The organism is Pseudarthrobacter sp. PH31-O2, assembly GCF_030063265.1.
Classification (GTDB): Bacteria; Actinomycetota; Actinomycetes; order Actinomycetales; family Micrococcaceae; genus Arthrobacter.
On record NZ_JASIST010000001.1, the window covers coordinates 183,772 to 205,747 of the forward strand.

Sequence of the window (21,976 nt, forward strand, 5' to 3'; positions counted from 1 at the left end):
AGAGGAAACGCGTTGATCGCGCTTGCGCTCCCGGCCCAAGATTCAGGACCTTTTTCGCCTCCTGGAATTGAAGAAATGCACCTGCCGGCAATCCTGCCGTGGGGGGCGGCCGACGGATTCTCCAAGCAGATGCTGCTGGTAATCCTTTCGGTCGTTATTATCGCCACATTCTTTCTGCTAGCTGCCCGCAAGGGCCAGCTTGTCCCCGGCAAACTGCAGTTTGCGGGTGAAGCCGCTTACGGCTTCGTCCGCAATGGCATTGCCAAGGACATCATCGGCGGCAAAGATTTTATGAAGTACGTCCCGCTGTTGTTCAGCCTCTTCTTCTTTATCCTGGTGAACAACATCTACGGTGCCATTCCGGTCATCCAGCTCCCGACGTTCTCGCACGTCGGCGGCGCATATGTGATGGCCGCGATTGTGTACATTACCTGGATCGTCATCGGCGTCAGGAAAAACGGACTGCGCTACTTCAAGCTGGCCACCGTTCCCTCCGGAGTCCCGGGCTATATTCTTCCGATCGTTATCCCGATCGAGATCATCTCCAACTTCCTGGTCCGCCCGGTGACGCACAGCCTGCGTTTGTTTGCGACGATGCTGGCGGGGCACCTGATCGTGATGATTGCCGGTTCCGGCATCGAGTACCTCGTGATGAATGAAAACCTCCTGCTGAAGGGCACCTCGGTGCTCGTTCTCGCCGGCGCCATTGCGATGTACATGCTCGAAGCGCTGATTATGGTTCTGCAGGCTTACGTGTTTACGCTGCTGACCGCCATCTACATTGAAGGCGCGCTGCACGCGGACAGCCACTAGGCACCCCAAACTTCCCCTTGCGGGATGAAGCAACCCAAACAACCTGCCGCACAGACGGCATCTTGAAAGGAAGAAAAATGAACGGCTCTCTCAACCTCGTAGGTTACGGTCTGTCCGCAATCGGCGGTGGTATCGGTGTTGGTCTCGTGTTCGCCGCGTACATCAACGGTGTTGCACGCCAGCCGGAGGCACAGCGTGTGCTCCAGCCGATCGCCTTCCTCGGCCTCGCGCTGACCGAAGCCCTCGCCATCCTCGGCCTGGTCTTCGCGTTCGTTCTCTAGTCTGAACCTTAGAGCTAAGCGAACATCCAGAACCGAGTAGATAAGGACGGGTGAATTATGAATCAGCTGATCATCTCAGCCGCCGTTGAAGGCCAGTCGCCTTTGCTTCCCAATGTTTGGGAAATGGGCGTCGTCTTGGCCGGCTTTGCTGTCCTCATGTTCATTGTGGTCAAGTATGTTGTCCCGATGTTCGAGAAGACCTTCGCGGAGCGTGCCGAGGCCATCGAAGGTGGCATTGCCAAGGCTGAAAAGGCCCAGGCAGAGGCTTCTGCCGCGCTCGAAGAGTACAAGCAGCAGCTTACGGACGCCCGTGCCGAGGCCAACCGCATCCGCGAGGAAGCCCGTGCCGAAGGCGCCCAGATTCTTGCGGACCTGAAGGAGAAGGCGGCTGCCGAGTCTGCTCGTATCACGGCGCAGGCACACGCAGCCATCCAGTCCGAGCGTCAGGCGGCCGTTGTGTCGCTCCGCTCGGAGGTCGGCACGCTTGCCACGACGCTGGCTGGCCGCATCGTCGGCGAGTCCCTCGAGGACGACGCGCGTTCGGCCCGTGTGGTTGACCGTTTCCTGGCAGATCTGGAGAACCAGAACGCAGGTGCAGCTAAGTAATGGCAGGTGTATCGAGCGGATCGCTGACCGCGGCCCTGGCGGATTTGGAAGTCAAACTTCCTTTCGCCTCGCTGCAGCTGGCTAAAGAACTCTTCGGAATTCTGGGCACGGTAGACAGCTCGGCTGGCTTGCGACGCGCCCTGACTGACCCGTCCCGCAGCGGCGCGGACAAGTCGGCGCTGGTCAAGCAGCTCTTTGGCGGGAACGTCTCCGCGGAAGCTGTGGACATCGCGAGCGGACTGGCCGGCTCACGCTGGGCATCAGCCCGGGATATCGGCGATGCTCTCGAGACTCTTGCCGCTTCGGTGGTCATTGCCGTTGCTGAGAACAAGTCGGCTGCCGCTGCCTCAGGCATCAGCGGGCTGGAAGCGCTGGAGAACGACCTGTTCTCTTTCAACCAGGCCGTCGATTCCAATCATGAGGTCCAGCGTGCTGTGTCCGAACCGCAGGCCAGCGCGGCTGCCAAGGTGGCCCTCGCTGAGAAGCTTGTACCCAGTGCAAGCGAGGAAGCGAAAGTCCTGATTGGACAAGCAGTTTCGCAGCCCCGCGGCCTCAAGGCGACCAAGCTTGTTCGTCGTTTCGCGGAGCTTGCAGCAAAGCGCCAGCAGCGCTGGATTGCAACAGTCAGCGTCACCCGTCCGCTGGCGGAGACACAGACCAGCCGTCTGCAGGAGGGCCTGAACGCCCTGTACGGACGCGAGCTCAAGATCAACATGAACGTTGACCCGGCACTGATCGGTGGCATCCGGATCCAGGTAGGGGATGAAGTTGTAGACGCTTCCGTCCTCGCCCGCCTGGGCCAGCTCCACCGCCAGCTTGCTTAGCCAGCCGGACCAGCACAACTAAACGAAACCCCGGTCATCGTGAGCAACGATGATCACGAAAACAGGAGAGCAGGGACTGCAGATGGCCGAATTGACCATCAACGCCGACGACGTCCGTAATGCGTTGAACGAGTTCGCGGCGTCCTACGAACCCGGAAACGCTGAGCGCGTAGAGGTCGGCCGTGTAACAACCGCAGGTGACGGCATCGCCCGTGTTGAGGGCCTTCCCTCGGTCATGGCGAATGAGCTGCTTCGCTTCGAAGACGGCACGCTGGGCCTGGCCCAGAACCTCGACGTTCGCGAGATTGGCGTTATCGTCCTCGGCGACTTCACCGGAATCGAAGAAGGCCAGGAAGTTCACCGCACCGGACAGGTTCTGTCCGTACCGGTGGGCGACGCCTTCCTCGGCCGGGTTGTTGACCCGTTGGGCGAGCCCATCGATGACCTTGGCGAGATCAAGGCCGAAACCACCCGTGCGCTTGAACTTCAGGCGCCCGGCGTGACCCAGCGCAAATCGGTCCACGAGCCGATGCAGACCGGCCTCAAGGCGATCGACGCCATGATCCCGATCGGCCGCGGCCAGCGTCAGCTGATCATCGGTGACCGCCAGACCGGCAAGTCCGCCATTGCCATCGACACGATCATCAACCAGAAGGCCAACTGGGCTTCCGGGGATGTCAACAAGCAGGTGCGCTGCATCTATGTAGCCATCGGCCAGAAGGCATCGACGATCGCGGCCGTCCGCCAGACCCTCGAGGACAACGGTGCGCTGGAGTACACGACGATCGTGGCTTCCCCCGCATCCGACCCCGCAGGCTTCAAGTACCTGGCTCCGTACGCCGGTTCGGCCATCGGCCAGCACTGGATGTACGGCGGCAAGCACGTCCTTATCGTGTTTGATGACCTCTCCAAGCAGGCCGAGGCTTACCGTGCTGTATCCCTGCTGCTCCGCCGCCCGCCGGGACGCGAAGCCTACCCGGGCGACGTCTTCTACTTGCACTCCCGGTTGCTGGAGCGTTGTGCCAAGCTCTCCGACGAGCTCGGTGCAGGGTCGATGACCGGCCTGCCGCTCATCGAAACCAAGGCAAACGACGTCTCCGCCTACATCCCGACCAACGTGATCTCCATTACCGATGGCCAGATCTTCCTGCAGTCGGACCTCTTCAACGCCAACCAGCGTCCGGCCGTCGACGTGGGTGTCTCCGTTTCCCGCGTTGGTGGCGCCGCCCAGGTCAAGTCCATGAAGAAGGTCTCCGGTACCTTGAAGCTGGAACTGGCCCAGTACCGCGATATGCAGGCTTTCGCAATGTTCGCGTCGGACCTCGACGCCGCATCGCGCCAGCAGCTGACCCGCGGTGCGCGCCTGATGGAACTGCTCAAGCAGGGCCAGTACTCACCCTTCCCGGTCGAGAACCAGGTTGTGTCGATTTGGGCCGGTACCAACGGGCACCTCGACGACGTTCCGGTTGAGGACATCAGCCGCTTCGAGACCGAGTTCTTGGACCACCTCAAGCACAAGTCCTCCATCCTGACGACGCTGGCCCAGACCAACGTGATGAGCGATGACACCGCAGAAGCACTGAAGGCCGCGATCGTGGACTTCAAAAAGGGCTTCTTCGGCGAGGGAGACAGCCTCCTTGTTGGTGCAGGGCACGAAGAGCATGCAGCCATCGACGAGGCACAGGTCGACCAGGAAAAAATCGTCAAGCAGAAGCGCTAGTTTCGCTGGCCGGGACTGCCGGAACCCCACCGGGTTCTGGCAGTCCCGGCCACCGGGATCTTAGGAAAGGATAAGTATGGGAGCCCAGATTCGGGTCTACCGCCAGAAGATCAGCTCGACGACGTCGATGCGCAAGATCTTCAAGGCGATGGAACTGATCGCTACCTCGCGCATCGGCAAGGCCCGAGCACGCGTAGCAGCTTCACTGCCTTACGCAAACGCCATCACGCGTGCCGTTTCTGCTGTCGCAAGCCAGAGCGAAATCGACCACCCGCTGACCACCGAGCCGGAGCAGATCCGCCGGGCCGCCGTCCTGGTAATCACCTCGGACCGTGGCCTTGCAGGGTCGTACTCCGCGAGTGTGCTCAAGCAGGCGGAAGGCCTCCACGAGCTGCTCGTCGAGGAGGGCAAGGAAGTCAAGATGTACCTGGTCGGCCGCAAGGCGCAGGCGTACTTCGACTTCCGGAACCGTCCTTACGGGCGTGTCTGGACCGGCGGTACGGACGCACCGGAGTTTGCCACGGCACAGGAAATCGGCGAAGCATTGCTGGCCGACTTTGCGACGGACTACGCAGAGGGAGGCGTCGACGAAATCCACGTCGTCTACACCCGCTTCAAGTCCATGGTGACCCAGGAGCCGACGGTTGTCCGTCTTCTCCCGCTGGAGGTTGTCGAAGAGCAGGCGGCGTCCGAATCGGATCTGCTGCCGCTCTACGAATTCGAACCGGAAACGGAACAGGTTCTCGACGCTCTGCTGCCGCGCTACATCGAATCACGTATCTTCGCCGCGATGCTGCAGGCAGCAGCTTCAGAGCTTGCTGCCCGCCAGCGGGCAATGAAGTCCGCCGGCGACAATGCCACGGATCTCATCAAGAAGTTTACGCGTCTGCGCAACACCGCCCGCCAGGCTGAAATTACGCAGGAGCTTTCCGAAATCGTGGCCGGTGCCGACGCGTTGAACGCGTCCTAGCCGCACGAATCCGGATCCAGCTGTACCTGCACCAAAAGAAACTTAACCCAACGCCATCTACTGAGTGAAGTGAGAGAGATGACTGCCACAGCTACCGAACACGTAGCCGCGACGACCGGTGCTACCGGCCGTATTGCACGTGTTATTGGCCCGGTTGTCGACGTCGAATTCCCGGCTGACGCAATCCCCTCGATTTACAACGCACTCACCACTGAGATTACTCTCAACGGTGAGACCAAGACGATCACGTTTGAGGTTGCTCTGCACCTCGGCGATAACGTCATTCGCGCCATCTCGCTGCAGGCGACCGACGGACTTGTCCGCGGTACCGCTGTAGTGGACTCGGGTGCCCCCATTTCCGTGCCTGTCGGCGACGTCGTCAAGGGACACATCTTCAACGTCCTCGGCCAGCCGCTGGACGTGCCTGAGTCGGAACTCGAAATCACCGAGCGCTGGCCCATCCACCGCAAGGCCCCGGCCTTCGCGACGCTCGAGGGTTCCACCGAGATGATGGAAACCGGCATTAAGGTCATTGACCTTCTCACCCCGTACATCAAGGGTGGCAAAATCGGTCTGTTCGGTGGTGCCGGCGTTGGCAAGACGGTACTGATCCAGGAAATGATCACCCGTGTTGCCCGCAACTTCGGCGGCACCTCGGTCTTCGCCGGTGTCGGCGAGCGTACCCGTGAAGGTAACGACCTCTGGGTTGAAATGGAAGAGGCGGGCGTCCTTAAGGACACCGCCCTTGTCTTCGGCCAAATGGATGAGCCGCCGGGAACGCGCCTGCGCGTTGCACTGTCCGCGCTGACCATGGCGGAGTACTTCCGCGATGTGCAGAACCAGGACGTGCTGCTCTTCATCGATAACATCTTCCGCTTCACCCAGGCAGGTTCCGAGGTTTCCACCCTCCTCGGCCGGATGCCTTCGGCCGTGGGCTACCAGCCCAACCTGGCTGACGAGATGGGTCTCCTGCAGGAGCGCATCACGTCCACCAAGGGCCACTCGATCACCTCGATGCAGGCCATCTACGTACCCGCAGATGACTACACCGACCCGGCTCCGGCCACGACCTTCGCACACCTCGACGCGACCACGGAACTGTCCCGTGAAATCGCTTCCCGTGGTCTGTACCCGGCCGTTGACCCGCTGACGTCGACGTCCCGCATCCTGGATCCGCAGTACATCGGCAACGACCACTACAACACGGCCGTCCGCGTCAAGCAGATCCTGCAGAAGAACAAGGAACTTCAGGACATCATCGCCATCCTCGGTGTTGACGAACTCTCTGAAGAAGACAAGATTGTTGTCTCGCGTGCCCGCCGCATCCAGCAGTTCCTCTCGCAGAACACCTACACCGCCAAGCAGTTCACCGGCGTCGAGGGCTCCACCGTGTCCATCAAGGACACCGTTGAAGGCTTCACCGCAATCTGCGACGGCGAGCTGGACCACATCGCAGAGCAGGCGTTCTTCAACGTCGGCGGCCTGGATGACGTCGAGCGCCAGTGGGCCAAGATCCAGGAACAGACCAAGTAATATGGCTGAGCTTGAGGTTGAGATTGTCGCAGCGGACCACTTCGTGTGGTCCGGAGCGGCCACCATGGTCAAGGCCCGCACCAGCGATGGTGAAATCGGAATCCTGCCCGGCCACTCGCCCCTGCTGGCGATACTGGCCGAAGGTGAGCTGGCCATCCAGCCGGTCTCCGGTGACCGCATTTCTGTAGTGGTCGACGGCGGCTTCTTCTCCGTCGACAACAACCGGGTCGTCATTGTTGCTGACAACGCCCAAATGGGCGACGCGGTTACTGCGGGGATCCGCTAGCACGACCTTGATGAACGATACCGTTTTTCCGTTCATCGTCCTGGCAACGGTCTTTGCGTTGCTGGTATTTGCACTGTGCCTTTCGGGGGTGCGCCGCATCACCCTGCGGCGCACCCTGGGCACAGTGGACGCCTCCATTTGCACGGCCGGAAACGGCTGGCAGATGGGGGTTTGTCGTTATCAGGACAACGACCTGGAGTGGTTCCGCCTTGCCTCGCTGAGCACGCGGCCCAAGTACACTTTCCGCCGGAGTTCGCTCGAGCTGATCGCCAGGCGCCAGCCCAGCGAATCCGAGCTCGTCGAAGTCCAGCCCGGGGCCGTGATTGTAGAGCTCCGGTACGAGGGGCAGGACGTCCTGCTCGCGATGCGGTTCGACGCCTACACCGGGCTGTCATCCTGGCTTGAGGCCGGGCCGGTCATCGGCGTCGGGACCTGGCGCTAGCGCCGATGTCTTTTCTGGAAGAACTCCGGCTAGTGGACGGGCCGGTGCTGTGGTTCGCCTGGCTTGCCGGCACCGCGGGCCTGGCCTACCTGTTCTGGCAGCCCGGGAGCAAACGCGCCCGGAGCACCGCAGCCCGTCCGTGGCTGGCTTTCCTGCTTCCGCGGGCCGCCGTTGTGCTTGTTGCGGCGGCATTGCTTGCCGCTGCGCACTGGCTGATGATTTACGCCGTTCCGGTGTTCCCTGACGAACTCCCCGCCGAGGTCCTTGCCTGGTCGTTGCCTGCGGTCACGGCCCTGCTGCTCTGGATGATGCACCTGTGGATCACCTGGCGGGCCGCGGGCCGCCGGAGCCCCGCGCCGGGCGGCACCCGGCGTCCAGCCCGCGCGACGGCTGCGTCCACGGGCGCCCTGCTCGGTGTTGTGCTGCTCTCGGCCGTGCAGGTCAACGCCTATTTTGGACTTAACCACACGGTGAGCGACCTCGCCGGCACAGCCGTGGCACGGATTCAACCGCTGGACGACGGGCTGAAACGCGTTCCCGGTGCTGCCCCCGGGGTGAGCCTGTCCGCGTGGAAACCGCCGGCGGACCTGCCCGACGCCGGTGTTATGCGGCGCGCCGCCATCCCCGGGACCCGTTCGGGCTTCCAAGGCCGCGAGGCGTACATCTATCTTCCGCCCGCGTACCGGACCTCGCCCCGGCCGGCACTTCCCGTCCTGGTGCTTTTCTCCGGCCAGCCCGGAGGACCGGCAGACTGGCTCACGGGCGGGGCGCTGCGCAGCCGCATGGACCAGTATGCGGCAGCGCACCATGGTGTTGCTCCGGTGGTGGTGGTAGCGGATCCGAACGGTTCCGCCGCAGCGAATACACTCTGCATGGACAGCCGGATCGCCCGGGCGGACACGTATCTGGCCGAGGACGTGCCGGACTGGATCAACCAGACACTGGATGTGGATCCGGACCACAAACAGTGGGCCGCCGGCGGATTCTCCTTTGGTGCGACCTGCGCGATGCAGATGGTGACGCGCCATCCGGACATCTATGGCTCAGCACTGGCGTTCTCAAGCGAAAAGGAGCCCGCGCTTGCGAAGGAGCGGGACAAGACGATTGCTGCCTCCTTTGGCGGCGACGCCGAAGCCTTCGACCGTTTGACGCCGCTGCGGCTGATGACGGACCGCCGCTTTGACGGGCACGCCATCTATTTTGGCGCCGGCGAGCGTGATCCCGAGTTCATCGGCTACATGGAGCTCCTGTCGACGGCTGCACGCGATGCCGGCTTTACCGTGGCGACCCGCCGGATACCCAAGGCCGGGCATTCCTGGGAGACCGGGTCCAGGGGCCTGCCCGCCGGGCTGGACTTTCTGGGAGACCGTTGGGGGATCACCCGGTGAGCCCGGCAGACCCGGCGCGGCGGGGTTCCGACGCCGCTTCCCTGGCTGGTCTTGTCCTGGCGGGCCTGCGGCAGTCGCTCGGCCATCTGCGCGCCATACCCTTCACCCTCGCCGTCCTCGCGGCTTTCCTCCTGGTCGGTGCGGCCACCGGAAGCTTTCTCGCCGGGCCGCCGGAATCGTTGCTGAATCTGGCTTCCGTCAGCGCCCCGGGCCTGAAATCCGGGGCCTGGTGGTCGATGTTTACCTCGATGTTCTTCGCCACGAACCTGCTGGCATATGCCGCAGCCGCTCTAATGATCCTGCTCCTGCTGGGCCTCACCGAGCGGCAGCTTGGCAGTCGACGCACGGCAGTGTTCTATTTTGCCGCACAGTTCGCTTCGGTGACGCTGTTTCTGCTGCTGACTCAACTCGCCCGGTATGCCGACGACGGCTGGCTCGGGCGAATGGTGGATGCGCGTCTTATGGGCCCGTATGCTGCCGTGCTGGCCGTCGCGCTGGCGTCAAGCGGCTTGCTGCCCACACTCTGGCAACGCCGGCTGCGCACGGCGGTGGTCGGTGTTTCACTGATGCTTGTGCTGTATGTCGGGCATGCGGAGACGGTTGTGGGGTTGGCCGGTGCCCTGTCCGGGCTGGCCGCCGGCTGGTGGATCCAGGGCGACAAGGGCACGCTGCAACGCCACCGTTCCACCGGACGTGAAACCCGGAACCTGCTCGCGCTCACCGTGGCGATTTTCGCCGTCGGGCCCATCCTCACGGCCACCGTCAGGGCTCCCACCGGGCCGCTGGCACTGCTGCGGGACGTCGTCCTGAACCCGTTGCCCACCCTGAACCAGCTGGAACAGTATTGCGGCGGCACCATCGACGTGAGCTGCCTTGAGGCCGGGCGGGCCGGTTTCGCCGGACCGCTGGGCCTGGCGCTGGCGGTGGTCCCGGTGGTGCTGCTTCTGATCTGCGCTGACGGCATGCGGCACGGACGAAGGCTGGCCCTCCGGATCGCGATCACCGTCCAGCTCGCGGTGACGGCCTTGGCGGCCGTCTACCTTTCGCTGTTCGCCCGGATCCCGCCGTACGCCGGCCGGCCGCGAACCGGTGTGATGGGCTCAAGTATTGTCCACGTGCTGCCCCTCGTGGTGGTTCCCCTGATGCTGGTTCTCCTGCTCGTGGCCAACCGGCGCCAGTTCCGGGTCGAAACCAGTCCTCGGGCACGTACGGCCCTCGCCGCCGTGGTGGGCGGAACGCTGCTGGTGCTGGCCTCCGGCTACACCGCAGTCTGGCTGTCCGACGGCGGCATGGACCGTGACGGCGGGCTCCTCGGCCTGGCCGCCGAGCTGTCCCGCCAGTATCTGCCGATTCCCATCCCCGGAATATACAGCCGCCTCTTCCAGGGCCGTGATCCCGTTGAGGCCTTCCTTTTCGCCACGTCCGGCATCATCTTCTGGGCCGTTGCGCTCACCGCTGTGTGGCTGGTCCTGCAACGCCGGCAGCACCGCACCGACGCCGGGGCAGATGACCGCGGCGTGGCCCGCAGCCTCATCCGCCAAGGCGGAGACTCCTTGTCCTGGATGGCGTTGTGGGAGCCCAACAAGTATTGGTTCGCCCCGGAGCGCCGCGGGGGAGTGGCCTACCAGCAGCACGGCAATGTCGCACTGACACTGGCAGGTCCCTTCGGCCCCGCGGCTTTCCGTGCGGAGACGGCAGCGGGTTTTATCCGTTACTGCGCCGAACACGCCCTCATTCCCTGCTTCTATTCGTGCACTGACGAGATCTGGCCACTGCTGGCGGGCCGTGGCTTCCGGCGGGTGGCGGTGGCGCAGGAAACCCGGCTGGCCGTCCGCTCGCTGGAGTTTAAGGGTAAGGACTGGCAGAACGTCCGCACTGCCCTAAACCGTGCCGCGAAGACCGGGGTGCACGCGGTATGGGGCCGTTACACGGACTTTGCGCCGGCAGTAAGGGCCCAGCTCAGCGAAGTCTCGGAGGAATGGGCCGCCCAGAAGTTCATCCCCGAGATGGGATTTACCCTCGGCGGCATCGACGAGCTTGAAGACGAGGAAGTGCTGTGCTGCCTGGCAATGGACGCCGGGGGCCAGGTGCAGGGCGTCACCAGCTGGCTTCCGGTCCACAGCGACGGGCGCCTGGTCAGCTGGACCCTGGACTTTATGCGCCGCCGTCGTGATTCCATCCCCGGTGTGATGGAATTTCTGATCGCCTCCGCGGTCCGGGAATTCCGCGACTCGGTGGAGGTGATCTCCCTGTCCGGGTCGCCGTTGGCGAAGGACACGGCTGCCATGGCTGACGTTGCCGGAGATGATTCCGGCTCCGAGTCGCTGGCACGGATTCTGGACGTTGTGGGGAAGGCGCTGGAACCCGTGTACGGCTTCAGGTCGCTGGCAACCTTTAAGTCCCGTTTTCAGCCGGAGTACCGGACGCTGTACCTGTATTACCAGGATCCCCTGCAACTGCCAGCCATGGGCAGGGCGCTCAGCCGGGCGTATCTGCCAGGCCTGTCGATGCGGCAAAGTGCGCGGCTTCTACGGAGCCTGGTGCGCTGAGTCGGCGGACTGTCCAAGTGGGGTTTGCTGCCTGCCGGCCGTGGGGGCAAAAAATGATCCCCGGCTCGGAAGCCGGGGATCATTCTGCGCGGAACCGCCGGAGGCAGTCCCCGCTGTGGGTACTAGACCAGCGTCACGCCGGTTGCCTGCGGGCCCTTGGCGCCCTGGCCGATTTCGAACTGAACGCGGGCGTTCTCGTCGAGGGTTTTGAAGCCGCCGGTCTGGATCTCCGAGTAGTGAACAAAAACATCGCCGTCGGCGTCGTCCGGGGTGATAAAGCCGAAGCCCTTTTCAGCGTTGAACCACTTGACAGTTCCCTGTGCCATGTAAATCTCCTCGTTCTGAATCTTGTTTTAAACCCGGCACACTTCGTGCCGCGCTTGGTCACTCCGCGAGAAGCATTTGAGGCTGTGGGACCGGAATACCCGGGCTTCGGCGGCAGGCGCTTCACGCTCGCAACATGTCTTGCGAGCATAAAAATACCTACACAAAGACTCCCATAAGAATTTCATGTGAGCTGCGTCAGGTCAACGGGCGAGGCCCACAATTGGCATAAATTTTGTACAAAGAATCGATGAACGCAGCCAGCGCCGAATTCCGGCCGCTTAGAAAAGCCGGGATTCGACGTCGTCGACGCCGCGCATGGCATCGTAGTCGAGGGTGACACAGTCGATGCCGCGGTCGGCCGCCAGCACCTTGGCCTGCGGCTTGATCTGCTGGGCCGCAAAGATCCCGCGGACCGGAGCCAGCAGCGGGTCGCGGTTGAGCAGTTCGAGGTAGCGGGTCAGCTGCTCGACGCCGTCGATGTCGCCGCGGCGCTTGAGCTCAATGGCCACTGTGGCGCCACCGGCGTCCCGGGCCAGGATGTCCACCGGTCCGATAGCCGTATAGTACTCGCGGCGGATAAGGGTAAATCCGGTGCCCAGGAGTTCAATCTGGTCAGCCAGAAGCCGCTGCAGGTCAGCCTCGACACCGTCCTTGATCAAGCCGGGATCCTGTCCGAGCTCGTGGGAGGTGTTGTGCAGCTGCTCATGGATGTTGATGATCAGCCGGTCATCCGTTTTGGCTGACTGGACGGTCCATTGTTCGATCACACCAATTTCGACGTCGACTTCGTCCGGGGTGGAGACCCGCAGCGACGCCGGCGGACTCATCCAGTTCAAAGGCTTGTAGGACCCGCCATCGGAATGGACCAGGACGGAACCGTCGGCCTTGACCAGCAGGAGCCGGGTCGCCAGCGGGAGATGGGCTTTGAGCCGGCCGACATAATCTACGGAGCAACGGGCTATGACTAAACGCACCCGGTCAACACTACCGCCTGCGGCGACAGGGGGCACCCGGACTGGGGCAGAATGGAACCATGCCCCGTTCCAACCGTCCCCGCCGGCCCGTCTCCGGGCGATCCGGATCAGGCAAGGCAGGGACCGGCAAAGCAACCAAGCCCGGTGTGAAGGGCGGTCCCGTGCCGGAACTGGACCTGGAGCGTGCGCGCACCGGCGTCGCGCGCCGGGAGAGTGCACCCGACGGAGAGTGGTCGGTCCGGTCCATCACCGCCGGCCGCGCCGAGAAGACCTACAATTGTCCAGGCTGCTCCACGGCGGTGCTGCCCGGTGTGGCACACCTCGTGGTGTGGTCCGAGGACCACCTCTTCGGGGCGGCCGCGGGACTCGCAGAGCGGCGGCACTGGCACACCAACTGCTGGACCTCACGCAGCTACCGCTACCGCTGACGCGGCCCCCGGTTGGTGTCGCTAAGCTGGACGCATGAGTTTTGACCCGGCGTCGTACGTCTTCAGCCAGCCTTCCGAACCGACAGCGATCCGTGCCTCCACAGTGCTTCCCGCCCACCGGGAGAACGTGGAGCTCATCACCGGCGACGGACACCGGCTCGTCGGCGAACTCGCGCTCCCCGAGTCCGGTGCGGTGAAGGCCACCCTGATCACCCTGCATCCGTTGCCGACGCACGGCGGGTTTATGGACTCGCACATCTACCGGAAAGCCTCCTACCGCCTTCCAGCCCTGGCCGGAATTGCAGTGCTCCGGTTCAACACCCGCGGCACCGGCTCGCCGAGGGGAACCAGCGAGGGCCAATTTGAGGAGGGCATCGGCGAACGCCTGGACGTCGAAGCCGCCGTGAAGTTCGCCGTGGACCGTGGCCTGCCGAACCGCTGGCTCGTGGGCTGGTCCTTTGGTACGGAGCTCGCGCTGATGTACGGGGCATCCGAACCGGTGGCCTCCGGGGTGGCCGGCGCCATCCTGCTCTCGCCGCCCCTGCACCGGGCCACGGAGGTTCACCTGAAGGAATGGGCGGCAGCCGGCAAACCGCTTAAGGTGCTGGTCCCCGCACTTGACGACTATCTCCAGCCGGTCGAGGCCGCGGAGCGTTTCGCAGTGGTGCCGCAGGCCCGCGTTATCGGCGTGGACGGTGCCAAGCACCTGTGGGTGGGGGAAAAATACGCCGGCCGGGTGCTTAACGAGATTGTCGACGAGGTGTTGCCGGGGGCAACTGCCACCCGGCTGCCGGAGGAATGGGACGGCCCGTTGGCCACGGCGCACGCCTAAGTGCACACCGGAGCCCGCCGGGCAGGTTGATGGTCGCGCACCCTTGGGTTAGTGCTTGTCCTGACGGACGATAAAAATTTCCTTGACCAGGAGCATGATGGCCGCGGCGGTGGGGATCGCTATCAGTGCACCGAGCACACCGAGGAGGCTGCCGCCGGCGATCACCGAGATGACTGCCACGGCACCGGGCACTGCCACGGCCTTTTGCATAATACGCGGGGAGATAAAGTAGGCCTCGAACTGCAGGTAGGCGAAGTAGCAGATGGCGTAGACCACTGCAGTCTGCCAGCCCGCGGTGAGCGCAATCAGCGTGACGATCACCCCGGCAATCAAGCCTCCGACCAGGGGAATGAACGCCAGCAGCGCCACCACAAAGGCCAGCAGCACGGCGAAAGGGACGCCAACGATGGACATCACGATGAATGAGTAGGCGGCGTTCAGGAGGGCGACGACCGCCTGCCCGATCACATAGTTGCCCACCGATCCGGTGATTTCCTCAGACAGGGCTTCCACCCTGGCCCGGCGGGACCGTGGAGCCAGGCGATAGCCCCATTTTTTCATCGCCGGCAGGGCAGCGAGGAAGTAGAGGCTGAGTACCAGGACGATCAGCGTCCCGAAGAGGCCGTTTGCCACAGTGGTGCCGAATCCGACGACGCCGCCAAAGATTCCACCCATCGCCTCCGGGTTGTTGACGAACTTCTCCAGCTCCTGGGTGATGCGTTCCCGCACCCCGTACTGGTTGTCGATGCTGCGGAAGAAGTCGGAGTTAATGAAGTCCGTGACCCAGCGCGGTGCTTCCTCGACGATTTGGGTGACCTGCTGGACGATGGTCGGGATGAGCGTGGCAAAAAAACCCGCAATGGCAAGGGCCAGGCTGGCCACGGCGATCACGATCCCGGCGGCGCGGGGGACCCTTTTCGTCTCAAGCCAGCGCACCACCGGATCCAGTCCCAAGGCGATAAAAAGCGCCGCCACGATCCACAGGAGCAGCTGTGTTGTGTTGGAACCGATCCAGTACACAAGCAGTGCCATGCCGACGCCGACAGTCCCCAGGAAGCCGACGTACAGGGGGTGCTGGGAGGACATTCGCGGCCCGGGATCGCCGAAGCGTGTGCTCGCCTCTGTCTCGGCCAGGATCTGGTCCTGCTCCGGGGGCATCTCGAAACGAAGCCGCGGTTGTGCTCCCGGAATGGGCTGGCGCAGGCGGTGGGCCAAGGAATTCAGCACCCCAGCGAGGGCGCTGCGGCGGGGGGAAACCAGTTCGTGCGCGGGCCCCGCCGTGCTGCCGGATTCCTGTTTTTCTTCCGGTCCTGAGGGGGACGAGTCCGTGTGTCCAGTCACTGCGTTGAAGCCCTTTATTGTCTGTATTTTCCCGGCGGAGAGGCGGTGCCGGCCCCGTGTGATGATCACCGCAAACACTATCAGCAGGCTTGTTAAGCGTGCGCTGGCGGCCGCTGCCGGCGCCTCCCCGGGGGTTGACAAACAGTCCGATCTGACTCCGTGGTAACAAAACGGTTACTATTGAGGCAAAGCGTCCGCTGATGATGGGTAATATTTTGCGTTTCAAGACTGCAGTTGCACTAGTGCTGCTGGGCCTCCTGACACTACTGGCCGGCATCGGGCAGAAGACCTTCTGGGCTCCGGCCGAGACCGTGACCGCCACAGCACCCGCCGGTGCCACCGCCGCGCCGCTGACGGTCTTTGACGAAAAGCTTCGCACCCTGCACGCGGGCACGGTGACTATTAACGTCAAGGGCGAAGGCAGCTTCATCCTCGCGGCCGGCCGGCCCGACGATGTCGCGGCCTGGGTGGGCAAGACTGCCCACAACACCGTCTCCGGCGTTTCGGAGGACGGCAAGGACCTGCAGTTGACGCATGCCGACGGAGAATCCACCGCGCCGTCGCCGGCTGGCTCGGACCTGTGGGCCAGCACCGAAAACGCCAGCGGCGAGCTGAAGTACAACTGGACCCCGCCGGCGGACGGTGACTGGTCCTTGCTGCTGGCGGCCGATGGCACCAAACCGGCCCCCGGTTCGATCACCATCACCTTCCCGAATGACACGTCCACCCCCTGGGCCGTTCCCTTTATGGTTCTCGGGGGACTGCTTATTCTGGCCGGCGCCGCGCTGCTGGCACTCAGGCCCAGGACCGGCGGGCGCACCGGCAGCGACGGTGCCGGCGACAGCACGGGCCCCCGCGGCGCCATGGCCAAAGCCGCGGCACGCAAAGCCAATGCACGCAAAGATGCAGCGGAATCCGCCGGTGCCACCGGGGGCGTCCCCGTGATCGGTCCGTCCGCGGGTGATCCGGAGCGCACCGATCCGAAGGGCGGCGCCGAGCAGTTCACCGCCCGGCCGGTCCCGGTGGCGCAGCGGCTCAGGCGCAGCGCAGCCGCCGTCGCGCTGCTGACCGCCACCGCTGTCGCAGGCAGCGGCACGGCCGCCCAGGCTAGCCAGACGCCGTCCCCGTCGCCGAGCACTTCGGCCGCCGGCGGGCAGGCTTCGGGTCTGCCGGTCCTGCTCGATGTGCAGTTCCGCCGCATCCTTGAACAGGTCTCCAGTGCCGTCGACGCAGGAGACGCAGCCCGGGACGCCAGCCAGCTGGCGGCGCGGGTGGCCGGACCCGAGCTCGAGGTGCGCACCCAGAACTACAAGATCCGGTCCCAGGTTGGTTCGTACGAGGCCCGGATGCCGGTCCGTGCGACCAAGCTCCTGACCACTGTCGTCACCGAGCAGCGCGCCTGGCCGCGCTCTGTGATGGCCGTTACCCAGGGCGAGGGCAATGTTGTGCCGCAGTTGCTCACCCTGACCCAGGCCTCTCCGCGGGAGAACTACAAGCTGGTCCTAAGCACGCCGCTGCAACCGGGAACGACATTCCCGGGAATTGCCCGCGGGGGCACCGAGACGCTTGCGCCCACGGATAAATCTGGTCTGCTGTACAGCGGTGAGGAAGCCCTGGCAGGGCTGGGCGACCGGCTGAACTCCGCCGATTCTTCGTTCAAGGACAAACTCACCGAGGGTGCTTCCTCGCCCTACATTGCTGACACGCTGGCATATCAGGGCGACGTAGTGAACTCCGGCGTTAACGGCACTTTCGCTTTCACCCACAAAGTGGTGCCCGAAAGCGTTGTGGTGTTCCGGACTGCCGACGGCGGTGCCTTGGCGCTGGGACGGCTGAACTTCGCTTTTGATGGCACACCCAAGGCCGCCGGGGACAAACTGACAATCGGAGATGACGCAGCGGCGTTGGCGGGCGGCAAAGAGACCAGCACCGGAATGGTGTTGAACTTTGCCGAGTCTGTGGCTGTTTTCATTCCGCCGGCAGGATCCCAGGACCCGATGAAACTCGTGGCCGCCACCCGTGGACTTGTGGGAGCCTCCTTCAAGTAGTCCGTGCCTGGCCGGGGCCGGGTCCTTTCGCCCGGACGGTGCGACCCGCGTCGCACCGTCCGGGGCCAATGTGGCTAGAGTGGAACCATGACTTCGCCAGTTTCCCGCCCGGTCCCGCCAGCTGCCGCCAACCCGCTCAGCCTGCGGGGCGCCGTCGACCTTTCCGCACTGAAACAGCGTCCCGCGCCGCCTGCCGCCGGATCACCACAGTTGCCCGGGGCCGCCGCCGGCGGCGAGGCGGAGCCCCCGGCCCGTCCGCTCCGGGTGGACATCACCGAAGCAAACTTCCAGGAACTCGTTGAGCTTTCGGCCCAGGTCCCGGTCGTCGTTGCACTCTGGGCTTCCTATTCGCCCGGTTCCGCTGACGTTGTGGACACGCTGGAACGGATCGTGGACAGCTACGAGGGCCAGCTGGTGCTCGGCGCCGCGGACGTCGAAGCATTCCCGCAGCTCGCCCAGGCGTTCCAGGTGCAGGCAGTGCCGACCGCCGTGGCGCTGGTCAAGGGCCAGCCGGTGCCCCTTTTCCAAGGCGGTGCAGAGGAACCACAGGTCCGCAGCCTGCTGGATGAGCTGCTTAAGGTCGCCGGTGCCAACGGCGTGGCCGGACGCGTCGGCGCTGGGGGAGCAGGAGCTGCCGAACCCGAAGCTGCGCCGCTGCCTCCGCTGCACCAGAAGGCGTTCGACGCGATCGAAGCCGGGGACTTCGCTGCGGCCGCCGAAGCGTACCGCCAGGCACTGCTGGAGATGCCGGCAGACTCCGAAGCCAAGACCGGACTGGCACAGGTGGGACTGATGGACCGGCTCCAGGTGCTTTCGTCCGCGGACACCGAGGCGCTGCGCCAGAAAGCCGCCGCCGGGCCGGATAACCTCGAGGCCCAACTTGAGGTGGCGGACCTGGACGTCGCAGGCGGTCATATCGAGGACGGCCTCGGTAGGATCGTGGCGTTCATCGGCAGGAATTTCGGCCCGGAGCGGGAAACTGCACGGATCAGGCTGCTGGAACTGTTCGATGTTGTGGGTCCGGCCGACGACCGCGTGGCGAAGGCGCGCCAAAACCTCGCTCGGGTGCTTTTCTGATGGCGTCGGCGCTTTTCACTCCGCTGGAACTCCGCTCCGTGACCCTGCAACACCGCGGCTGGGTATCTCCGATGTGCCAGTACAGCTGCGAGCCGGAAACCGGGGAAGGTGTCCCCAACGACTGGCACCTGATGCATCTGGGCGCGTTCGCCACCGGCGGGGCAGCCCTGATCCTCACCGAAGCGGCGGCCGTGAATGCCGCCGGCCGGATCAGCCCGCGTGACGCCGGCCTCTACAACGACGACCAGGCAGCGGCCTGGGAACGGATCACCTCCTTTGTGCACCGGCACGGCACCGCGGAGGCGAAAATCGGCACCCAGCTTGCGCATGCCGGCCGCAAGGCATCCTCCTACTGGCCGTTCTCCGGCCACACGGGAACGGTCCCGGCGGACGACGGCGGCTGGCCCACCGTGGGACCGGGCACCGGGGCTTTTGATGGCTACGAGTCACCTTCGGCGATGACTGAGACCGAGATCGACGCCGTCATCGCGGACTTCGCCGCGGCCGCCGTCCGGGCCGTCGGAGCCGGCTTCGACACCATCGAAATACACGGCGCCCACGGTTATCTGCTGCACCAGTTCCAGAGTCCGCTCATCAACGACCGCACCGATCGCTGGGGCGGCGACGAGGCTGGGCGAAACCGGCTGACCCTCGCGGTGATAGATGCCGTCCGCGCGGTCATTCCCGACTCCATGCCCCTACTGCTCCGGATCTCTGCCTCCGATTGGGCCGAAGGCGGCATCGACGTTGCGGATTCGGTCCGTCTGGCCAAGGCAGCCGCGGAGCATGGTGTGGATCTCGTGGATGTTTCCAGCGGCGGCGCCGTGGCACACCAGCAGATCAAGGCAGGGCCCGGCTACCAGACCGGTTTCGCCGCGCGCATCCGGCGCGAAACGGGAGTCCGGACCGGCACCGTTGGCCTGCTGACCTCCGCCGGCCAAGCCGAACATGCCGTGGCGACCGGACAGGCTGACGGCGTGTTCATCGCCCGGGCAGCATTGCGTGATCCGCACTGGTGGTTGCGGGCCGCGTTCGAACTTGGCGATAACCTGGCGTGGCCCCCGCAATACGAACGTGCCATTCCCCGTCATTCCTTCTAGGGACCCGCTGGCGGCCAAGATTACGCCTCTCGGAGGATCCCTTCCGGGTACCGGGGCAGCTAGCCTAGCGTTATGAGTCTTCCCGAACCACATCCGCACGGCACTGGACACCAGCCGGGGCAGGAGGTTCCGGCGCTGTCGCTGCGCGGGCTCGCCAAGCGCTTTGGCGATAAAATCGCCGTCGACGGTATCAGCCTGGATATTCCGGCAGGCTCCTTTTACGGTATCGTCGGCCCGAACGGAGCCGGTAAGACCACCACGCTGTCGATGGCTACCGGGCTGCTGCGGCCGGACTTCGGCACGGCGCTGGTGCACGGAGTGGATGTCTGGCAACGGCCGCTGACGGCCAAAAAACTCATGGGAATCCTCCCTGACGGTGTCCGGCTCTTTGACCGGCTGACCGGCGAACAGCTGGTGAGCTATGCCGGGCTGCTGCGCGGCATGGCCAAGGATGTGGTGTCCGCACGGGTCAAGGAACTGTTGGCTGCCCTGGATCTGGGGGCCGACGCGGGAACGCTGGTGGTTGACTACTCCGCCGGGATGACCAAAAAGATCGCCCTCGCCTCCGCGCTGATCCACGCGCCCCGGCTGCTGGTCCTCGACGAGCCGTTTGAGTCGGTGGATCCGGTGTCGGCCGCCAACATCCGCGACATCCTGGACCGGTATGTGGCGTCCGGGGGCACGGTGATTATCTCCAGCCACGTGATGGACCTGGTCCAGCGGATGTGTGACCACGTGGCCGTTGTCGCCGCCGGGCGGGTCCTTGCGGCCGGGACGGTGGACGCGGTCCGCGGCGGCGGATCCCTCGAGGACCGATTCGTCCAACTGGTCGGCGGCCGCAACCACACGGAGGGGCTGGAATGGTTGCGCACCTTCTAAGGCTCAAGCTGACCCTGCTGCGCAACAGCGTCCGGCGCAGTCCCTGGCAGCTGGTGGGCCTTGGCATCGGTGCCCTGTATGCGCTGGGGCTGGTGGCCTTGGGCGTCACTGCCCTGCTGCTGCTCCGCGGCGAGGACGTGCCCCTGGCGCAGACTGTTGTTGTGCTGGGCGGCTCCGCGGCGCTGCTGGGCTGGGCGCTCATCCCGGTTGCCGTCTCAGCCGCCGACATGACCCTGGACCCGGCACGATTCACCACCTTCGCCGTGCCGATGCCGGCGTTGCTGACCGGGCTTGCCCTGGGCGGGCTGATCGGAATCCCGGGAATTGCGACCACACTGTTGGCGCTTGGCACCGTCGGGACCTGGTCCCGGAGCCTCCCCGGCGCGGTGGGCGCCCTCATCGGTGCGGTGCTTGGCGTACTCAGCTGCATTGTGCTCTCCAAGGTGGCCACCACGGCCACGGCCGGGCTGGCAGGTTCCCGCCGGTTCAAGGACGCCAGCGCCGTCGTCTTCCTGATCCCGCTGGTCCTGATGGGCCCGATTGTGGCCAGTGTCGCCGGGGGCATCGCCGGTTCCGGGCAATTCCTGACCGGACTCGCCGGAACGCTCTCATGGACCCCGGCAGGTGCGGCGTGGTCCCTTGGCGGCGAACTCGCCGCGGGGAGCTATGGTGCCGCGGCGCTGAAGTTCCTGATCGCGCTGACCACACTCGCGGGACTGGCGCTGTGCTGGAAACTCCTGCTGCAGCGGGCCCTCGTGACGCCCCCGTATGCCGGCACCGCCAAGCAGCGCGCCGCAGGGCTGGGCTTCTTCGCCCTGTTCCCGGGTACCCCGACGGGAGCAATCGCGGCGCGGTGCCTGAGCTATTGGCTCCGCGACCCAAGGTACGCCGGCACTCTCGTGGTCGTGCCGCTGCTGCCGGTGCTGCTGCTGTTCCAGGCGACCCAGACCGGGGCCTACGGACTGCTGCTCTTTATCGGCCCACTGATTGCGTTCTTGCTCGCCTGGTCCATCTCAACGGATGTCTCCTATGACAGCACCGCCTTTGCCCTGCACCTTTCGACCGGAGTCAGGGGGAGCCACGACCGGCTTGGCCGCGCCCTGGCATGCCTGGTCTTCGCCCTGCCGACGGTGCTGGCGCTCAGCGCCCTGCCCTTCCTCTTCGGCGCCGACTGGACGCTGCTGCCCGGCGTGCTCGGGCTCTCCCTCGGGGTGCTGTTCAGCGGGCTGGGCCTGTCCTCGGTGGTGTCGGCACGCTACACCGTCGCGGTGCCGCTCCCCGGCGACAGCCCGTTCAAGAAGCCGCCGGGCAATATGGCGCAGGCGATGGCCGTGCAGTTCGGCGGCATGGGGGTGCTCCTGGTGCTGATGCTCCCCGAAGTCGCCCTGGTAGCGGCGCAATTAGTCACCGGCAGCACAGTTCCCGGCTGGATCAACCTGGTCCTGGGCCCGGTCCTGGGCGCGGCGTTGTTCGCCGCAGGAGTGCGGCTCGGTGGCAAATGGCTCGACGCGCGGGGGCCTGAACTGCTGGCCCAGCTCGCCGTCAACCGGTGAGGCGG

Annotated in this window: 21 protein-coding genes; 18 read left to right on the top strand and 3 right to left on the bottom strand. The window is 64.8% G+C overall.

All coding sequences use genetic code 11. The features are described from left to right. The first annotated feature begins 12 nt into the window (after positions 1-12). From atpB to QMG72_RS00830, 11 genes are all read left to right on the top strand, one after another. The gene (atpB, locus tag QMG72_RS00780; RefSeq protein ID WP_226774457.1) at positions 13-813 is read left to right on the top strand and encodes a F0F1 ATP synthase subunit A; all 801 of its coding nucleotides are present in this window, start codon (positions 13-15) and stop codon (positions 811-813) included. Positions 814-890: 77 nt separating this feature from the next. After that, on the top strand, positions 891-1,094 hold the full coding sequence (atpE, locus tag QMG72_RS00785) for an ATP synthase F0 subunit C (protein ID WP_226774458.1): 204 nt from the start codon (positions 891-893) through the stop codon (positions 1,092-1,094). A 57-nt stretch (positions 1,095-1,151) separates the two neighbouring features. Continuing rightward, positions 1,152-1,700, top strand: coding sequence for a F0F1 ATP synthase subunit B (locus tag QMG72_RS00790; RefSeq protein ID WP_226774459.1), 549 nt, complete (start codon positions 1,152-1,154; stop codon positions 1,698-1,700). Beyond that, complete coding sequence (locus tag QMG72_RS00795) at positions 1,700-2,524, top strand: F0F1 ATP synthase subunit delta (protein WP_226774460.1); 825 nt, start codon at positions 1,700-1,702, stop codon at positions 2,522-2,524. Before QMG72_RS00790 ends, QMG72_RS00795 begins: the two co-directional genes overlap by 1 nt. 82 nt (positions 2,525-2,606) lie before the next feature. After that, positions 2,607-4,244 (top strand): F0F1 ATP synthase subunit alpha, encoded by a 1,638-nt coding sequence (gene atpA, locus QMG72_RS00800; RefSeq protein WP_283479718.1) that lies wholly within the window; start codon positions 2,607-2,609, stop codon positions 4,242-4,244. A 76-nt stretch (positions 4,245-4,320) separates the two neighbouring features. Beyond that, positions 4,321-5,214, top strand: a complete 894-nt coding sequence (locus QMG72_RS00805) for a F0F1 ATP synthase subunit gamma (protein WP_226774461.1) — start codon at positions 4,321-4,323, stop codon at positions 5,212-5,214. 78 nt (positions 5,215-5,292) lie between these two features. Next, positions 5,293-6,747: a F0F1 ATP synthase subunit beta gene (gene atpD / locus QMG72_RS00810; protein ID WP_226774462.1), complete on the top strand. Its 1,455-nt coding sequence runs from the start codon at positions 5,293-5,295 to the stop codon at positions 6,745-6,747. Position 6,748: 1 nt separating this feature from the next. Then, the gene (locus QMG72_RS00815) at positions 6,749-7,033 is read left to right on the top strand and encodes a F0F1 ATP synthase subunit epsilon (RefSeq protein WP_226774463.1); all 285 of its coding nucleotides are present in this window, start codon (positions 6,749-6,751) and stop codon (positions 7,031-7,033) included. A gap of 10 nt (positions 7,034-7,043) precedes the next feature. Then, positions 7,044-7,475: a DUF2550 domain-containing protein gene (locus tag QMG72_RS00820; RefSeq protein ID WP_226774464.1), complete on the top strand. Its 432-nt coding sequence runs from the start codon at positions 7,044-7,046 to the stop codon at positions 7,473-7,475. Positions 7,476-7,480: 5 nt separating this feature from the next. Further along, entirely contained in the window at positions 7,481-8,863 is a 1,383-nt protein-coding gene (locus QMG72_RS00825) for an alpha/beta hydrolase (protein WP_283479342.1), read from the top strand. Then, on the top strand, positions 8,860-11,412 hold the full coding sequence (locus tag QMG72_RS00830) for a bifunctional lysylphosphatidylglycerol flippase/synthetase MprF (protein ID WP_502913769.1): 2,553 nt from the start codon (positions 8,860-8,862) through the stop codon (positions 11,410-11,412). The genes QMG72_RS00825 and QMG72_RS00830 overlap by 4 nt, the downstream gene beginning before the upstream one ends. A 122-nt stretch (positions 11,413-11,534) precedes the next feature. Here QMG72_RS00830 and QMG72_RS00835 read toward each other — a convergent pair whose 3' ends face one another. Both QMG72_RS00835 and nucS read right to left on the bottom strand, forming a co-directional pair. Beyond that, positions 11,535-11,738, bottom strand: a complete 204-nt coding sequence (locus QMG72_RS00835; RefSeq protein WP_069952225.1) for a cold-shock protein — start codon at positions 11,736-11,738, stop codon at positions 11,535-11,537. A 279-nt stretch (positions 11,739-12,017) separates the two neighbouring features. Beyond that, the gene (gene nucS, locus QMG72_RS00840; RefSeq protein ID WP_226774466.1) at positions 12,018-12,713 is read right to left on the bottom strand and encodes an endonuclease NucS; all 696 of its coding nucleotides are present in this window, start codon (positions 12,711-12,713) and stop codon (positions 12,018-12,020) included. Positions 12,714-12,772: 59 nt separating this feature from the next. Here nucS and QMG72_RS00845 point away from each other — a divergent pair, with 59 nt between their 5' ends. Further along, the gene (locus QMG72_RS00845; protein ID WP_283479343.1) at positions 12,773-13,141 is read left to right on the top strand and encodes an Rv1322 family protein; all 369 of its coding nucleotides are present in this window, start codon (positions 12,773-12,775) and stop codon (positions 13,139-13,141) included. Between the two features lie 34 nt (positions 13,142-13,175). After that, the gene (locus QMG72_RS00850; protein ID WP_226774468.1) at positions 13,176-13,973 is read left to right on the top strand and encodes an alpha/beta hydrolase; all 798 of its coding nucleotides are present in this window, start codon (positions 13,176-13,178) and stop codon (positions 13,971-13,973) included. 48 nt (positions 13,974-14,021) lie between these two features. On the opposite strand, the gene QMG72_RS00855 is transcribed toward QMG72_RS00850, so the two are convergent. Further along, positions 14,022-15,233: an AI-2E family transporter gene (locus QMG72_RS00855; RefSeq protein ID WP_226774492.1), complete on the bottom strand. Its 1,212-nt coding sequence runs from the start codon at positions 15,231-15,233 to the stop codon at positions 14,022-14,024. Between the two features lie 281 nt (positions 15,234-15,514). Here QMG72_RS00855 and QMG72_RS00860 point away from each other — a divergent pair, with 281 nt between their 5' ends. The 5 genes from QMG72_RS00860 (at position 15,515) to QMG72_RS00880 (ending at position 21,971) form a co-directional block, all read left to right on the top strand. Then, a complete protein-coding gene (locus QMG72_RS00860) occupies positions 15,515-17,362 on the top strand; it encodes a hypothetical protein (protein ID WP_226774469.1) in 1,848 nt (615 codons plus the stop codon). Positions 17,363-17,449: 87 nt separating this feature from the next. Next, on the top strand, positions 17,450-18,439 hold the full coding sequence (locus QMG72_RS00865) for a tetratricopeptide repeat protein (RefSeq protein ID WP_226774470.1): 990 nt from the start codon (positions 17,450-17,452) through the stop codon (positions 18,437-18,439). Beyond that, a complete protein-coding gene (locus QMG72_RS00870) occupies positions 18,439-19,539 on the top strand; it encodes an NADH:flavin oxidoreductase/NADH oxidase (RefSeq protein ID WP_226774471.1) in 1,101 nt (366 codons plus the stop codon). The genes QMG72_RS00865 and QMG72_RS00870 overlap by 1 nt, the downstream gene beginning before the upstream one ends. Before the next feature lie 72 nt (positions 19,540-19,611). Beyond that, positions 19,612-20,418 (top strand): ABC transporter ATP-binding protein, encoded by an 807-nt coding sequence (locus tag QMG72_RS00875; RefSeq protein ID WP_226774472.1) that lies wholly within the window; start codon positions 19,612-19,614, stop codon positions 20,416-20,418. Then, positions 20,400-21,971: a transporter gene (locus tag QMG72_RS00880; RefSeq protein ID WP_226774473.1), complete on the top strand. Its 1,572-nt coding sequence runs from the start codon at positions 20,400-20,402 to the stop codon at positions 21,969-21,971. The genes QMG72_RS00875 and QMG72_RS00880 overlap by 19 nt, the downstream gene beginning before the upstream one ends. Positions 21,972-21,976 lie beyond the last annotated feature (5 nt).

Excerpts from the sequence above, each read along its gene's own strand:
- QMG72_RS00880 (WP_226774473.1), top strand. The coding sequence starts at position 20,400 with ATGGTTGCGCACCTTCTAAGGCTCAAGCTGACCCTGCTGCGCAACAGC.
- atpA (WP_283479718.1), top strand. The coding sequence starts at position 2,607 with ATGGCCGAATTGACCATCAACGCCGACGACGTCCGTAATGCGTTGAAC.
- atpE (WP_226774458.1), top strand. The coding sequence starts at position 891 with ATGAACGGCTCTCTCAACCTCGTAGGTTACGGTCTGTCCGCAATCGGC.
- QMG72_RS00790 (WP_226774459.1), top strand. The coding sequence starts at position 1,152 with ATGAATCAGCTGATCATCTCAGCCGCCGTTGAAGGCCAGTCGCCTTTG.
- QMG72_RS00865 (WP_226774470.1), top strand. The coding sequence starts at position 17,450 with ATGACTTCGCCAGTTTCCCGCCCGGTCCCGCCAGCTGCCGCCAACCCG.
- QMG72_RS00870 (WP_226774471.1), top strand. The coding sequence starts at position 18,439 with ATGGCGTCGGCGCTTTTCACTCCGCTGGAACTCCGCTCCGTGACCCTG.
- QMG72_RS00835 (WP_069952225.1), bottom strand. The coding sequence starts at position 11,738 with ATGGCACAGGGAACTGTCAAGTGGTTCAACGCTGAAAAGGGCTTCGGC.
- QMG72_RS00815 (WP_226774463.1), top strand. The coding sequence starts at position 6,749 with ATGGCTGAGCTTGAGGTTGAGATTGTCGCAGCGGACCACTTCGTGTGG.
- QMG72_RS00795 (WP_226774460.1), top strand. The coding sequence starts at position 1,700 with ATGGCAGGTGTATCGAGCGGATCGCTGACCGCGGCCCTGGCGGATTTG.
- QMG72_RS00850 (WP_226774468.1), top strand. The coding sequence starts at position 13,176 with ATGAGTTTTGACCCGGCGTCGTACGTCTTCAGCCAGCCTTCCGAACCG.
- QMG72_RS00875 (WP_226774472.1), top strand. The coding sequence starts at position 19,612 with ATGAGTCTTCCCGAACCACATCCGCACGGCACTGGACACCAGCCGGGG.
- QMG72_RS00820 (WP_226774464.1), top strand. The coding sequence starts at position 7,044 with ATGAACGATACCGTTTTTCCGTTCATCGTCCTGGCAACGGTCTTTGCG.
- QMG72_RS00860 (WP_226774469.1), top strand. The coding sequence starts at position 15,515 with ATGATGGGTAATATTTTGCGTTTCAAGACTGCAGTTGCACTAGTGCTG.
- QMG72_RS00805 (WP_226774461.1), top strand. The coding sequence starts at position 4,321 with ATGGGAGCCCAGATTCGGGTCTACCGCCAGAAGATCAGCTCGACGACG.
- atpD (WP_226774462.1), top strand. The coding sequence starts at position 5,293 with ATGACTGCCACAGCTACCGAACACGTAGCCGCGACGACCGGTGCTACC.
- QMG72_RS00825 (WP_283479342.1), top strand. The coding sequence starts at position 7,481 with ATGTCTTTTCTGGAAGAACTCCGGCTAGTGGACGGGCCGGTGCTGTGG.
- QMG72_RS00845 (WP_283479343.1), top strand. The coding sequence starts at position 12,773 with ATGCCCCGTTCCAACCGTCCCCGCCGGCCCGTCTCCGGGCGATCCGGA.